Origin of the sequence: Rhodanobacter aciditrophus (genome assembly GCF_042679525.1) — a bacterium.
In the GTDB taxonomy this organism is placed as follows: Bacteria; Pseudomonadota; Gammaproteobacteria; order Pseudomonadales; family Marinomonadaceae; genus Marinomonas; species Marinomonas aciditrophus.
Genome location: NZ_JBHTMN010000004.1, coordinates 52,297 through 65,738, shown reverse-complemented (window position 1 = coordinate 65,738; position 13,442 = coordinate 52,297). Strand labels below are relative to the sequence as shown.

Sequence of the window (13,442 nt, the reverse complement as noted above, 5' to 3'; positions counted from 1 at the left end):
CCTTTAGATGGCTTCGCCTACATCTTTAAGCTTTTTCTGTAGTCCACGAATCTGATCACGGTATCCCGCTGCCAGTTCAAACTGGAGGTTCTCAGAAGCCACCATCATGTCTTTCTGTAGTTGTACTATGGCCTTTCTGACTTCCGCCACATCGTCCATATTATCAATTTGGTAATCCTGAACTTTCTCTGCCACTTTGCGCGTTTGTTTGGACTTGTTTCGGCCACCCGCCCCTGGGTTGTAAGCCCCCTCCATGATGTCTTCCACAGACTTGGTGATGCCACGGGGAACAATGCCATGCTCTTCGTTAAAGGCTTGCTGCTTTTCACGGCGGCGAATGGTTTCATCCATAGCACGTTGCATGGAGCCTGTAATACGATCTGCATAGAGGATGGCCTTACCGTTTACATTTCGAGCCGCACGACCAATGGTCTGAATCAAGGAGCGATCGGAGCGCAGGAAGCCTTCTTTGTCCGCATCCAAAATGGCGACCAAGCTGACCTCAGGGATATCCAAACCCTCACGCAGCAAGTTGATCCCCACCAATACGTCGAATTCCCCTAATCGTAGGTCCCGGATAATTTCAACACGCTCCACCGTATCAATATCAGAATGCAGATAGCGTACGCGAATGCCGTGCTCATGGAGGTAATCCGTCAAATCCTCGGCCATACGTTTGGTTAACGTGGTGACCAAGACCCGCTCACCTTTCGGTAAGCGAATATTAATCTCCGACAATAAATCGTCCACCTGGGTGGCCACGGGTCGTACTTCTAACTCGGGATCGATCAATCCAGTTGGACGGACAATCTGCTCCACCACCCAGTCTTGATGTTCTTCTTCATACTTACCGGGGGTGGCAGAGACAAAGATGGTTTGGGGCTTGATTTGCTCCCACTCTTCAAAACGCATAGGACGATTATCCAACGCAGAAGGCAGACGGAAGCCATATTCCACCAAGTTTTCTTTACGAGAACGGTCCCCTTTGTACATGGCGCCAATTTGCGGCACGGTTACGTGAGATTCATCAATCACCAACAAAGCATTCGCTGGCAAATAATCAAACAAAGTAGGCGGTGGCGAACCTTCCGGCCTTCCAGATAGATAACGGGAATAGTTTTCGATCCCTGAGCAGTAGCCAAGCTCTTGCATCATTTCTAAATCGTAGTTGGTGCGTTGCTCTAAACGTTGCAATTCGACCAATTTATCCATGGACTTCAGTTGTTGTAAACGTACATCAAGCTCTTTCTTGATCCGCTCAATGGCATCCAGGATGGTTTCTCTTGGGGTAACATAGTGGGTTTTAGGGTAAATGGTGATACGTGGCACTTTACGGATAGTGCGGTTTGTCAGAGGATCGATCACTGATAAGCCATCGATCTCATCATCAAACAGCTCGATACGAATGGCTTCGTCTTCAGAATCCGCCGGAAAGACGTCGATAATATCGCCCCGAACGCGGTAATTACCCCGCTCAAATACCATATCATTGCGCGTGTATTGCAGCTCCGCCAAACGGCGTAATACGGCCCGCTGGTCAATGCGCTCACCGCGATCAAGGTGAAGCATCATTTTTAGGTAAGATTGAGGATCACCCAAACCATAAATAGCAGAAACGGTAGCAACGATAATAACGTCATCTCGCTCCAATAATGCCTTGGTCGCAGACAAACGCATTTGCTCAATGTGCTCATTCACCGAAGCGTCTTTTTCTATAAAGGTATCGGATGCAGCCACATAGGCTTCTGGCTGGTAATAGTCATAGTAGGAAACAAAGTACTCAACAGCATTGTTAGGGAAGAACTCTTTAAACTCACCGTAAAGCTGAGCCGCCAAGGTTTTGTTGTGCGCCATAATAATAGTCGGACGCTTTACCCCAGCAATAACATTAGCAACCGTAAACGTCTTACCAGACCCGGTTACCCCCAATAACGTTTGATGGGCCAGACCCGCATCCACCCCTTGGATAAGCTTTTCAATGGCCTTCGGCTGATCGCCTGCGGGTGCATACTGAGAAACTACTTCAAACTCTTGTGCCACGTTATTTGACCTACACTGTTTGGATCGATAATCCCATAGGCTAACAAATTTCCCGGCCTTCGTCTTTTCACCTGTCTCGCTATTTAGAAGAAATAAAACTAAGGAAAACCTGACTTAGCACAAATGACTCTACATTAGAGGTTGCTAATAACAACTCCTTTATATAACATTAAAGAATAATCTTATAACCATTTTTAAGGATTAAGACGATGACCAACAAGCAACCACATATCAAAGCGTTTTTTGATGAAGTAACCTTTACAGTGTCTTATGTTGTCACCGACGAGACAACAAGCCAATGCGCCATCATAGATTCCGTATTAGATTATGATCATGCCTCCGGTCGCACCAATACAGAATCTGCTGATGCCATCATTGAGTACATCAAAGCAGAAAAGCTTACTCTAACTTGGATCCTTGAGACCCATGTTCATGCAGATCACCTCTCTGCTGCCCCTTATTTAAAAGAAGCATTGGGCGGTGAGATTGTCATTGGCGATCACATCACTAGAGTGCAAACGACATTCGGTAAACTGCTCAATGCTGAGCCGATGTTTGCTCGTGATGGCTCACAGTTTGATAAGCTGGTTCATGAAGGTGACGAGTTAGCATTAGGTAATACCACGGTTAACGTGTTGCACACCCCAGGGCACACCCCAGCCTGTGTGACTTATGTGATCGGAGATGCGGCCTTTGTCGGAGACACGTTATTCATGCCCGACTACGGCACCGCCCGCTGTGATTTCCCAGGCGGGGACGCTGCGACACTGTATCGCTCTATTCAAAAGATTTTCGCGTTACCGGATGCCACACGCCTGTTTATGTGCCATGACTACAAAGCCCCTAATCGCCAAGAGTACCAATGGGAAACCAGTGTCGCTGAACAGAAAGCCCACAACGTACACATCCACCAAGGCATTTCAGAACAAGAATTCTGCCAGATGCGTACAACTAAAGATGCGACCTTGAACATGCCAAAACTGATTTGGCCATCGGTTCAGGTAAATATGCGCGCCGGACACCTACCTCCAGAAGAGGAAAATGGCACCCGCTATATCAAAACCCCGATTAACTTGGTGTAGAGGCAAACATGAGCCGATTAGAGCGGTTGATCCCTGCCCTGAGCTGGTTAAAAGTCTATACTCGCTCCGACATGCAAACAGACATGATGGCGAGCCTTATTGTCACCATCATGCTTATCCCCCAGAGCCTCGCATATGCCATGCTCGCAGGGCTGCCGCCAGCAGTAGGCTTGTATGCCAGCATTCTTCCACTGATCGCCTATGCGCTATTCGGCTCAAGTCGCACTTTAGCTGTGGGGCCGGTGGCCGTCGTGTCCATGATGACAGGTACAGTAGCTCTTGGTTTTGCTGCGCCTGGCTCCGCTGAATATCTGGCTGTGGTGATCCTGTTGGCAACGATTTCGGGGCTGTTCTTAATCGCACTAGGTTTATTTAAGCTTGGCTTTTTAGCCAACTTACTAAGCCACCCAGTTATCTCAGGCTTCATCAGCGCATCCGCTATCTTAATTGCATTAGGACAGATCAAGCATATTTTAGGAATCAGTGCATCGGGCCATAATCTGTTAGAAATGGTGGAAAGCCTATACGCCCAACTTCCCAACCTGAACTGGGCAACCGTTATCTTGGGATTAATCTCTATCGCTGCTATTCACCTGTTACGCAAGTATTTGAATCCCTTGCTGCAAGCGTTGGGACTCAGTAAACATCAGGCACAACTGGCCTCTAAAGCAGGCCCGGTTTTAGTGGTTATCTGTACAACACTTGTGGTCATGCTGTTTAGTTTGGATCAAATTGGCGTCAAGATTGTCGGTGCCGTACCCAGTGGTCTACCACCCATTGCGTTACCACCCATCGACCTTCAACTGGCCAGAGAGCTTCTACCTGCCGCCATGCTGATTAGCATTGTAGGCTTTGTTGAGTCCGTATCGGTTGCTCAATCCTTTGCCGCAAAGCGCCGTCAGAGCATTGACCCCAACCAAGAGTTAGTGGGCCTAGGAGCAGCTAATTTAAGCTCAGCGATCAGTGGCGGCTTCCCTGTGACAGGGGGATTTTCACGCTCTGTCGTCAGTTTTGATGCAGGGGCTCGAACCCCCATGACGGGGGTTTTCACTGCCCTATTAATTCTCGTGACACTGTCATTCCTGACTGGCGCATTTTACTTTTTGCCCAAGGCCGTCCTCGCCGCCACCATCATAGTCGCAGTGGTTCAGCTCATCGATTTCAAGGGCTTTTTGAATGTATGGCGCTATTCCAAGCAGGACGCTTACGCCCTAATCGCAACCTTTTTCATGGTGCTCTTGGTGGGCGTGGAAGCAGGCATCATCACAGGTGTTGGGTTATCTTTATTACTGTTTCTATGGCATGCCAGCCACCCACATATTGCGGTGGTAGGTCGTGTCCCTGGCACAGAACACTTCCGTAATGTGCAGCGGTTTCAGGTAGAAACCAAGCCTTCAGTTATCACTGTACGCATTGATGAGAGTTTATTCTTTGCTAATGCTCGTGTACTTGAGGATCGCATAACACATCTTGTTGCCAGCCATACAGGCATTGAGCATGTGGTTCTCATGTGTACGGCGGTAAATATGATCGATGCTAGCGCCCTAGAAAGCTTAGAAATGATTAATGATCGATTAAAGTCTGCGGGCATTAAACTGCATTTGACTGAAGTAAAAGGACCAGTCATGGACAAGCTAAAAGGGACAGAGCTGTTCTCTCATTTGACCGGTAAAATATACCTAACGCAAAATCAGGCGTACGAAGCACTCTGCCCAGAAAGGACTGCAGAGGCCTAACCTCTGCAGTCGACGGAATCAAAGTCAGCTAACTAGTTTGCTGGCTTAACCGTAATCACTTCACGGTTACTGTCTAAAATACTTGAGCCAATCCCTTTTACATTCACCAGCTCTTCAATACTTTTAAAGTCACCGTTCTCAGTCCGGTACGCAATAATCGCTTCCGCTTTTGCCGAACCAACCCCCGACATGACAACCTCCAGCTCCTTTGCAGTGGCCGTATTAATGTCTAACGGCTCCGCCCCATAGGCTGACAACGAGAATAGGAACACCAAACCAACAAGAAAACGCTTAACGAATGGAAACTTAATCATAATCACACTCCTTGTGTCGATTAAAGGCTGCTGGCACCTTGCCAACAAAAAAGCGAGCCCAATGGACTCGCTTTTAAGATATCACAACCTCAAGCATCCTCAACTATCAGAGGCTAACCCCTAGATCTTGATTCACAGAAGTTAATACTTGAATCGGATCTTCCGCTTGAGTAATAGGACGACCAATAACCAAATAATGGCTCCCTGCCGCCATGGCCTGTGCCGGTGTCATAATGCGCTTCTGATCACCTTGAGCAGAACCTGCTGGGCGAATACCTGGCGTCACTAACACAAAGTCTGAACCAAGATTTTGCGACAACATGGAAGACTCTTGTGCAGAACACACCACCCCATCCATGCCTGAAGACTTGGCCAGTTTTGCCAAGCGCATAACATGCTCTTGAGGAGACAAATCAATCCCCACTTCCACCAAGTCAGTCTGGTCCATGCTGGTCAAAACCGTCACCGCAATCAACAAGGTATTATGGTCTTGAATCTGGGCCAAGGCATTCGCAGAAGCCTCCATCATACGACGACCGCCACTGGCATGAACGTTCACCATCCAAACACCTGACTTGGCTGCAACGGATACCGCATTTGCCACAGTATTAGGAATATCGTGAAATTTAAGATCGAGGAAAACATCAAAGCCTAGAGCATGAAGCTCATCTAAAACAGCTGGGCCAGCTTTCGTAAAAAGCTCTTTACCGACTTTCACACGACATAAAGACGGGTCTAAGCGTTTTGCCATCGCAGTAGCTTGGTCTATCGTTGGGTAATCTAGGGCCACTACAATTGGAGATTGGCAGGTCATTTATAATCCTCAGTAAATCTATTATTCGCCTTCAAGGCCATGAATCGGTTTCACACTTCCCCAGCTCTTACAGCTAGGACACTGCCAGTGCAGCTGATGCCCGGAGAAACCACATTGACGGCAGCGATATTTGGGTTTTGATGTTATTAATTGTTCAATCAGCTCATAGAGAACACTTAAGTTCTCTTCATCGTGTCCTTTCGAGTCCGCCCGCTGCATATCAATCAGCTCTTGGAATCCTTGAATCGTTGGATGAGCCTTTAGTTGGTCTATTATAAACTGTTCTGCGAACTCTTTGTCATCTTCTGCATAATGCTCTGCCAGAGCCTTAATTAAGGTTGCAGAAGGATGCTTGGCCAGTTGATCCTGCAAGAACTTAATGTAACCGCCGCTGCCCCATACTTTGCGATAACATTCTTTGATTTTGGTTATGACCACGGGTAAAAACTCATGATCTTGATCTGCTACCGCTTTCAGTTCTTTGATGGCATCACGGAAGCGGCCTTGGTGAATGTAGACATCCGCCAAGCCGATGGTTGCTCGCACACAATCTAAGTCTGCGCTGATGGCAGCCTTGTACTCTTGAAAGGCGACCGTCCAACGATCCCCTTTAACGGCGTCTTGGGCCAGCTCACAATGAAAATGCGCCAGACGCTGGGCTTGTTTCTTAGTTGGGAATTCCAGTTGAAGCTGTTCTGCGATCTTAATCGCCTTGTCCCAGCTCTGCTCAAATTCATATAGATCCACCAATAACGCCAAAATTTCTTTTTGAAATTCAGTCTTGCGGGTGGCAACGTTTAGCAGCAATCGCTCGGCACGATCTAACAGGCCCGCAGACATAAAATCACTGGCAAGCTCTAACTGCACCAAACGCGTATCGCGCGCACTTAGGTCTGGCCTAGCAAGAAGACTTTGATGGATATTAATGGCTTTTTGAATTTCACCTTTTTTGCGAAACAAATTCCCCAAGGTCAGGTGAATATCAAAGGTTTCGGAATTGACCTCAAGAGAGTCTACAAAAGCATCAATCGCCTCTGACTGCTGCCCTTTCAAAAGGTGATTAAGACCACGAAAATAATCGCTAGGAACTTGTTTAAGCTCCTCTTTCAGAGCTTTGGGTGAGCGCCGACGACCCAATACCCAGCCAATAAACAAGGCAAGGAATAGGACTAAGAATAATCCCCACTCAGTCAAGGGACTACTCCCGCTCCGTCAGTTCAGTAGAAAGGGAGGCTTTACGCAGAGCATCTAGCTCAGTTTGTTGCTTTGCTATACGTTTATTTGATCTTCTAAGTCGCTGTTCCAAACGAAAAAGGAGAGCACTAGAAGCAAGCAAAGCCAGTATTACACCCACAGCGAATGCCAATATCATGTATAAGGCCACACTCAATACTGGGCCCTGCCACAACACTAAATCTAGCGTGACCAACTGGTCATTTCGGATGGCGAAGAAAATAGCGATAAATAAGAAAAGAGCTAAAACAATGATCAGTAAAGCTCGCTTTAGCCATTTAAGCATAAGATACCTGCTAGCGTAGTCTGAACGTCCATTATGCCCACGACCCACTAAAATTTCGACAAAAAATTAGTTCAGCTCGCTTTCTGCTACATCAGAGTTTACTAACTCTCGTAGCTCCTTACCTGGTTTGAAATGCGGCACATATTTAGATCCCAATTCAACAGATTCGCCTGTTTTAGGGTTTCGACCAACGCGAGGCGCACGATAGTGAAGAGAGAAACTGCCAAAACCGCGTATCTCAATACGCTCGCCATTGGCCAGCGCTTCTGACATATGCTCCAGCATTGCCTTAACCGCAAGCTCAACATCTTTCACTGGCAGATGTGACTGCTGGTCTATCAGCGTTTCAATCAGCTCAGATTTAGTCATCTCTGTCCTCTCGACTATATTTTGATCACATGTTAAGACTAGCTAAATTTAGAAAGAAAGCAATAACTTAACGAACAATTGAGTTAAAAATCATTGTTTTTTTAGCATTCTATAACGAATATTTCTCGTTAAACTTTACGATGACTAGCATCCAGTTTAGTGAGCTTCTATAATTGGCCGCATTACTTAACACAAGTGGACATAAACAATGAGCTTCAAACAAATCCCAGCGGGTCGTGACGTCCCGAACGACATCAATGTCATCATCGAAATTCCAGCACAAGCTAACCCAGTTAAGTACGAAGTGGACAAAGACCTTGATGCTTTGATTGTTGACCGTTTCATGACGGCACCTATGTTCTACCCAGCGAACTACGGTTACGTTAACAACACCCTAGCTGATGACGGCGATCCAGTTGACGTACTAGTTATTACGCCTTACCCAGTGGTTGCAGGCTCAGTTATCCGTTGCCGTCCAGTGGGCGTTCTAAACATGTCTGACGAAGCAGGCATGGACGCAAAGTTGGTTGCTGTACCTCATGAAAAACTAAGCAAAGAATACGGCCACATCCAAGACGTAGCTGACATTCCTCAGCTTCTTCGTGATCAGATCGAACACTTCTTCGAAAACTACAAGAAGCTAGAGAAAGGTAAGTGGGTAAAAGTTGAAGGCTGGGCAAGTGCAGACGAAGCACGCAAAGCCCTAGTTGAAGGCGTAGAAGCTTACAACGCACAGTAATCTTACGGATTACCGTAAACAAAAAAGCCGATTCAAACGAATCGGCTTTTTTATTGGGCATACCTAAATGATCTTATTCAAGGCCATCTAGGTAGCGCTCTGCATCCAAGGCAGCCATACAACCAGTGCCCGCAGAAGTAATCGCTTGACGGTAAATGTGATCACTCACGTCCCCAGCAGCAAACACACCTTTCACACTCGTTTGAGTTGCGTTGCCTTGCGTACCAGATTCAACGGTCAAGTAGCCGTCTTTCATATCAAGCTGGCCGGCAAAGATGTCTGTGTTTGGCTTGTGACCAATCGCTACGAACAAACCAGCAATCGCAAGCTCTTTCTTGTCGCCAGATTCACGGTTTTTGATACGGATGCCTGTCACGCCAGAGCCGTCACCTAGAACTTCGTCTAGCTCGCTGTTCCACTCGATGTTAACGTTGCCGTTCGCAGCTTTTTCCATCAATTTATCCGCAAGAATCTTTTCAGAACGGAATTTATCACGACGGTGAATAACAGTTACAGATTTAGCAATGTTAGACAGGTAAAGCGCTTCTTCAACCGCCGTATTACCACCACCAATAACGGCAACGTCTTGGCCACGGTAGAAGAATCCATCACACGTTGCACAAGCCGATACCCCTTGGCCCATAAACTTCTGCTCACTCTCCAAGCCTAGGTACTGGGCACTTGCACCAGTTGCAATGATCAAGGCATCACAAGTGTAAACACCACTGTCGCCTTCTAAGCGGAATGGACGGTTTTCTAGATCTACTTTATTGACGTGATCGAACACGATCTCAGTATCAAAACGCTCCGCATGAGCACGCATACGTTCCATTAGCTCTGGACCTTGTACACCTTGTACGTCACCAGGCCAGTTGTCCACTTCAGTAGTCGTTGTTAACTGACCACCCATCTGCATACCAGTGATCATCACTGGGTTCAGGTTAGCCCGGGCAGCGTACACAGCAGCCGTGTATCCAGCAGGGCCAGAACCCAAGATCATTAACTTAGCGTGTTTAACGTCGCTCATATGGAATGCTCCTTAAAATAAAGTCTAGCCACGAATACCACGGGGCTTTTTAAACTGGCGTTAGGATAATAAAACCACTAACAAATAAACATCGAATTAATTTAATAAAGAAAATAGGGCTTAACTATTAATTTTCAACCTGACAAACAGCACATTCGCTATCTGTACTCAATCGCATGGCGCGCCAATCTCCTGTTAAACCATCAAACAAACGCAAGATACCGTGCTTCGCATCGCCTTTACCGGACAAAACCTTGATCGCTTCGAGGGCTTGCTGCACGCCAACCACTCCTACCACGGGACCAATAATACCACTCACGTTACAACTCAATTGTTGATCAGAAAGCTCAGGGTACAAGCATTCATAACAAGGAGTAGAAACTAAATCATAACGGAAATTCACCTGTTGCCCCTCCCAACGAATGGCGGCGCCATTGATGAGTGCTACTTTATTCACGAGGGCCCAACGATGCACTAACTGACGCGTTTGAAAGTTATCACAACAATCCAAGATCACATCTGCATTCAATAACAGCGCTTCGACATTTGATTCACTGACACGGGTTTCGACAGCCGTTACCACTGCACTAGCATTACGTGATAAGAGCGCCTGCTGTAAAGCAATGGCTTTTGAGACACCGATATCGCTCTCGGCGTACATAATTTGGCGAGGCAAGTTGGACAATTCCACCTGATCATCATCAATGATTGTCAGCCGCCCCACACCAGCGCCCGCTAAATAACCCGCTGCAATATTACCCAATCCCCCCGCGCCAATGATCACAGCATGCTTTTCTAGCAATGACTGCTGACCGTCCACGTCAAAATTAGTAAGGAGCATCTGTCGACTGTAGCGATTGATCGCTTCATCATTCATGATGAGTATTTCCTGCCCGCATGGTCAACTTTTTGCTAAGATAAGCAAAAGTTTAGTTGGAAGATAAAACATGAAATTCCCCGGCCGTCGCAAACTGAAACACTACTTCCCTGTTGCACAGGACAAAACATCTTTACCCAAGTCCGAAGTGCAGCCCAAAGCAGACACCTACATTGTAGGACTCGATGAAACCATCGTAGATGTCATCGCGAAAACAGAGGGGAATTTTCTTGAGCGTCATGGTATCCGAAAAGGCCTCTCAAACCTAGTCGACAAAGACACAGCGACTGCAATCTATGATGAATTGGTCAAAGAAAACCGCATCTCAGATCACTTTGCTGGAGGCACTATAGGTAACACCCTGCACAACTACTCCGTGTTAGCGGATGATAAATCTGTGTTACTCGGTGTCATGTCAGAATCCATCACCCTTGGGTCACCGGAATATCACTATATTTGTCATACCAGTAGCAAGGTAGATATGAATCACCTGCAAGGGGTACAGGGGGATATTGGTCGTGGCATTACCCTAATCACTGAAGATGGAGAACGTACCTTCGCCATCGCCCCTGGGGAAATGGACGAGCTTACTCCAGAGGCCATCGACGAAGAAATCATTGCTAACGCCGCCGCTTTTGTCACCTGCGCCTACCCACTGCGCCACGCAGGCAAACCCATCAAAGCAGCATTAATGAAATGCCTAGAATACACCCACAAGCATAACATCCCTGTGATCTTAACCTTAGGCACACAGCATCTAGTGGAAGAATATCGAGAAGAAATCATTCAGATTATTCAAGACTACGTCTGTGTAGTGGCCATGAATGAAGAAGAAGCCCATGCCCTAACGGGAGAACAAAATCCTCTGTTAGCGGCCAATATCGCTTTAGATTGGGTCGATATGCTGCTACTGACCGCAGGGCCTGAAGGCCTGTACCTATGCGGCCACACAGAAGAAGCAAACAAGCGAGAAACCTCTCACCCAATCAAATCAGGTGCCATTGCAGACTTTAACCAGTGGGAGTTTTCTCGACCTCAGCGACAGAAAGACTGTCAAAACCCCATCAAAGTCTTTTCCCATATCGATCCGTACATGGGAGGGCCTGAAAAAATCCGAAATACTAACGGCGCAGGGGATGGAGCATTGTCTGCCCTATTGCATGATATTGCCGCCAACAATTATCACAGAGCAGAAGTCCCAAACAGCAGCAAGCATAATGGCTCCTATTTGGCTTACTCATCGTTTGCTCAAATTTGTAAATATGCCAACCGAGTGAGCTATGAGATTCTCAGCCAGAACTCCCCTAGACTCTCTAAAGGCTTACCTGAGCGTGAAGACAGCCTAGAAGAATCCTACTGGGAGCGTTAGACCAACGCACTTTTAGCAGGCATAAAAAAAGCAGCCAATGGCTGCTTTTTATTTAATCTGTCGCAATTACATCATGCCAATCGCAAGCTGATCATTATCGATATCAAACATACGATTCAGATCCAGCAAAATCACTAGCTCTTCCTCTTTTTGGTAAACACCCTGAATAAACATCAGAGCTTCGTCGTTACCAACACTTGGGCTTTGCTCGATTTCACCTTGGTATAGGTAGAATACTTCTTTAACCGCATCCACCAACATACCAATTTGTTCACCGTCGTGTTCAATAATGATGATACGGGTGTCATCACTGATGGTGCATTCAGGCAGGCTAAAGCGCACACGGGTATCGATAACGGTAACAACATTACCACGCAAATTGACGATACCAAGCACATAAGATTGAGCCCCAGGCACCGGCGCAATCTCGCTGTAACGCAAGACTTCTTTGATCTGCATTACATTAATACCATAGGTTTCATCCAATAACTTGAATGTTAGGTACTGCAGTAACTCACCCTTTTTGCTTTCTACAGGTAACTTCCCTGCTTCTTTGATCGTCGCTAATTCAGACATGGCCTTTACACCTTTAATCAATCCGGTGATGCGCGCTAATGCGCCGCGTTATGAATCCAATCATAGTCTACCTGCGGCGCAATGGCGTGATAAATTACGTAACAATTAGTTGTCTTGCTGTATACCAACTACTGTCCAATTACCGCGTGCATCCGAGACATCTTTTTCCAAATGCCACACTTCATTGGTTTCAGTTGTTTGATCGCCTTCTTTGATCCAACCACTGAAACGCAAAGAAATAGAAGACACAGAACCGATGAACTCACCACGAACTAGCTCTACCATTAGGGAGACTACTTCAGTGCGAGGCTTGTCAGCACCGTACTTTGCACGCTCTTGTTGCAACATAGCACAAACCTCTGCGCTAAAGTAGTCAGCAATCTCGTCAAAATTATTGTCATCCCAAGCTTTTTGCAAAGTGATGTAATGGTTCTTTGCTTCCGCCACAAACGCCTGCTCATTAAAGCCAGGAGGAAGCTGAATATCCGTGTAGCCACCGAAACCAGACACACCGGACATTGGCGAAGGCTGGAAACCATCACGACTCGAGTTTGGCATTTCTCGGAACATGCCATTATCACCCGCAGGGCGCTCAACACGGCGTTTGTTGGCGAAAAACAACTTGTAGATCAAGAAGCCAATGACAGCAAACAGTAAGATGTCACCAAATGAAATACCTTCGAAAGCACCGCTACCTAGTAACGCTGCAAACAGACCACCTGCAAGCAAGCCGCCTAGCAAACCGCCACCAAGGCCCCCTAACAAACCGCCCGGCTTTTTAGTTGCCGTGCTGCCCGCTGCAGCCGTACCAGAAGTAGACGACTTAGTTGGGGTTTTGCTGATGGAGTAGCTCTTACCAAAGCTACCGCCGCCACCCAATTTTTTAGCGTGGGCTTCAGTGGCCATACCACCGGCACCAATCACTAAAACAAAGGCCATTAAAAAAGCATATACCGCTGTTTTCACTTCAACTCTCCAAT

Annotated in this window: 14 protein-coding genes; 4 read left to right on the top strand and 10 right to left on the bottom strand. The window is 46.8% G+C overall.

Features of this window, described 5'->3' with window-relative positions:
- Positions 1-3 precede the first annotated feature (3 nt).
- Positions 4-2,040 (bottom strand): excinuclease ABC subunit UvrB, encoded by a 2,037-nt coding sequence (uvrB, locus tag ACFQ45_RS03065; RefSeq protein WP_377365219.1) that lies wholly within the window; start codon positions 2,038-2,040, stop codon positions 4-6.
- A gap of 209 nt (positions 2,041-2,249) precedes the next feature.
- Between uvrB and ACFQ45_RS03060 the strand changes: the two genes are divergently transcribed.
- Positions 2,250-3,122 (top strand): MBL fold metallo-hydrolase, encoded by an 873-nt coding sequence (locus tag ACFQ45_RS03060; RefSeq protein WP_377365217.1) that lies wholly within the window; start codon positions 2,250-2,252, stop codon positions 3,120-3,122.
- Positions 3,123-3,130: 8 nt separating this feature from the next.
- Positions 3,131-4,858: a SulP family inorganic anion transporter gene (locus tag ACFQ45_RS03055; protein ID WP_377365215.1), complete on the top strand. Its 1,728-nt coding sequence runs from the start codon at positions 3,131-3,133 to the stop codon at positions 4,856-4,858.
- Positions 4,859-4,890: 32 nt separating this feature from the next.
- Here the strand turns inward: ACFQ45_RS03055 and ACFQ45_RS03050 are convergent, their stop codons facing one another.
- From ACFQ45_RS03050 to ihfB, 5 genes are all read right to left on the bottom strand, one after another.
- Positions 4,891-5,172, bottom strand: coding sequence for a ComEA family DNA-binding protein (locus tag ACFQ45_RS03050; RefSeq protein ID WP_377365212.1), 282 nt, complete (start codon positions 5,170-5,172; stop codon positions 4,891-4,893).
- A 106-nt stretch (positions 5,173-5,278) separates the two neighbouring features.
- Positions 5,279-5,986: an orotidine-5'-phosphate decarboxylase gene (pyrF, locus tag ACFQ45_RS03045; RefSeq protein ID WP_377365210.1), complete on the bottom strand. Its 708-nt coding sequence runs from the start codon at positions 5,984-5,986 to the stop codon at positions 5,279-5,281.
- A 21-nt stretch (positions 5,987-6,007) separates the two neighbouring features.
- Positions 6,008-7,180 carry a lipopolysaccharide assembly protein LapB gene (gene lapB / locus ACFQ45_RS03040; protein ID WP_377365208.1) on the bottom strand — a complete coding sequence of 391 codons (1,173 nt, stop codon included), beginning with the start codon at positions 7,178-7,180 and terminating at the stop codon, positions 6,008-6,010.
- A gap of 4 nt (positions 7,181-7,184) precedes the next feature.
- The gene (locus ACFQ45_RS03035) at positions 7,185-7,505 is read right to left on the bottom strand and encodes a lipopolysaccharide assembly protein LapA domain-containing protein (protein ID WP_377365205.1); all 321 of its coding nucleotides are present in this window, start codon (positions 7,503-7,505) and stop codon (positions 7,185-7,187) included.
- Between the two features lie 66 nt (positions 7,506-7,571).
- Complete coding sequence (gene ihfB / locus ACFQ45_RS03030; RefSeq protein WP_377365699.1) at positions 7,572-7,892, bottom strand: integration host factor subunit beta; 321 nt, start codon at positions 7,890-7,892, stop codon at positions 7,572-7,574.
- Positions 7,893-8,082: 190 nt separating this feature from the next.
- On the opposite strand from ihfB, the gene ppa reads away from it, so the two are divergent.
- Entirely contained in the window at positions 8,083-8,613 is a 531-nt protein-coding gene (gene ppa / locus ACFQ45_RS03025; protein WP_377365203.1) for an inorganic diphosphatase, read from the top strand.
- Between the two features lie 73 nt (positions 8,614-8,686).
- Here ppa and trxB read toward each other — a convergent pair whose 3' ends face one another.
- Positions 8,687-9,640: a thioredoxin-disulfide reductase gene (gene trxB / locus ACFQ45_RS03020; protein ID WP_377365201.1), complete on the bottom strand. Its 954-nt coding sequence runs from the start codon at positions 9,638-9,640 to the stop codon at positions 8,687-8,689.
- 127 nt (positions 9,641-9,767) lie between these two features.
- Positions 9,768-10,517, bottom strand: coding sequence for a HesA/MoeB/ThiF family protein (locus ACFQ45_RS03015; protein WP_377365199.1), 750 nt, complete (start codon positions 10,515-10,517; stop codon positions 9,768-9,770).
- Positions 10,518-10,587: 70 nt separating this feature from the next.
- Between ACFQ45_RS03015 and ACFQ45_RS03010 the strand changes: the two genes are divergently transcribed.
- Complete coding sequence (locus ACFQ45_RS03010; protein ID WP_377365197.1) at positions 10,588-11,886, top strand: inosine/guanosine kinase; 1,299 nt, start codon at positions 10,588-10,590, stop codon at positions 11,884-11,886.
- Between the two features lie 66 nt (positions 11,887-11,952).
- Here the strand turns inward: ACFQ45_RS03010 and ACFQ45_RS03005 are convergent, their stop codons facing one another.
- Positions 11,953-12,462 carry a chemotaxis protein CheW gene (locus ACFQ45_RS03005; RefSeq protein ID WP_377365195.1) on the bottom strand — a complete coding sequence of 170 codons (510 nt, stop codon included), beginning with the start codon at positions 12,460-12,462 and terminating at the stop codon, positions 11,953-11,955.
- Positions 12,463-12,567: 105 nt separating this feature from the next.
- A complete protein-coding gene (locus tag ACFQ45_RS03000) occupies positions 12,568-13,428 on the bottom strand; it encodes a Tim44 domain-containing protein (RefSeq protein WP_377365193.1) in 861 nt (286 codons plus the stop codon).
- Between the last annotated feature and the right edge of the window lie 14 nt (positions 13,429-13,442).

What these genes read in the sequence shown, in the direction of transcription:
- ACFQ45_RS03055 (WP_377365215.1), top strand. Translation starts at nt 3,131, where the DNA reads ATGAGCCGATTAGAGCGGTTGATCCCTGCCCTGAGCTGGTTAAAAGTC.
- ppa (WP_377365203.1), top strand. Translation starts at nt 8,083, where the DNA reads ATGAGCTTCAAACAAATCCCAGCGGGTCGTGACGTCCCGAACGACATC.
- ACFQ45_RS03005 (WP_377365195.1), bottom strand. Translation starts at nt 12,462, where the DNA reads ATGTCTGAATTAGCGACGATCAAAGAAGCAGGGAAGTTACCTGTAGAA.
- ACFQ45_RS03010 (WP_377365197.1), top strand. Translation starts at nt 10,588, where the DNA reads ATGAAATTCCCCGGCCGTCGCAAACTGAAACACTACTTCCCTGTTGCA.
- ACFQ45_RS03035 (WP_377365205.1), bottom strand. Translation starts at nt 7,505, where the DNA reads ATGCTTAAATGGCTAAAGCGAGCTTTACTGATCATTGTTTTAGCTCTT.
- ACFQ45_RS03015 (WP_377365199.1), bottom strand. Translation starts at nt 10,517, where the DNA reads ATGAATGATGAAGCGATCAATCGCTACAGTCGACAGATGCTCCTTACT.
- pyrF (WP_377365210.1), bottom strand. Translation starts at nt 5,986, where the DNA reads ATGACCTGCCAATCTCCAATTGTAGTGGCCCTAGATTACCCAACGATA.
- trxB (WP_377365201.1), bottom strand. Translation starts at nt 9,640, where the DNA reads ATGAGCGACGTTAAACACGCTAAGTTAATGATCTTGGGTTCTGGCCCT.
- ACFQ45_RS03050 (WP_377365212.1), bottom strand. Translation starts at nt 5,172, where the DNA reads ATGATTAAGTTTCCATTCGTTAAGCGTTTTCTTGTTGGTTTGGTGTTC.
- ACFQ45_RS03060 (WP_377365217.1), top strand. Translation starts at nt 2,250, where the DNA reads ATGACCAACAAGCAACCACATATCAAAGCGTTTTTTGATGAAGTAACC.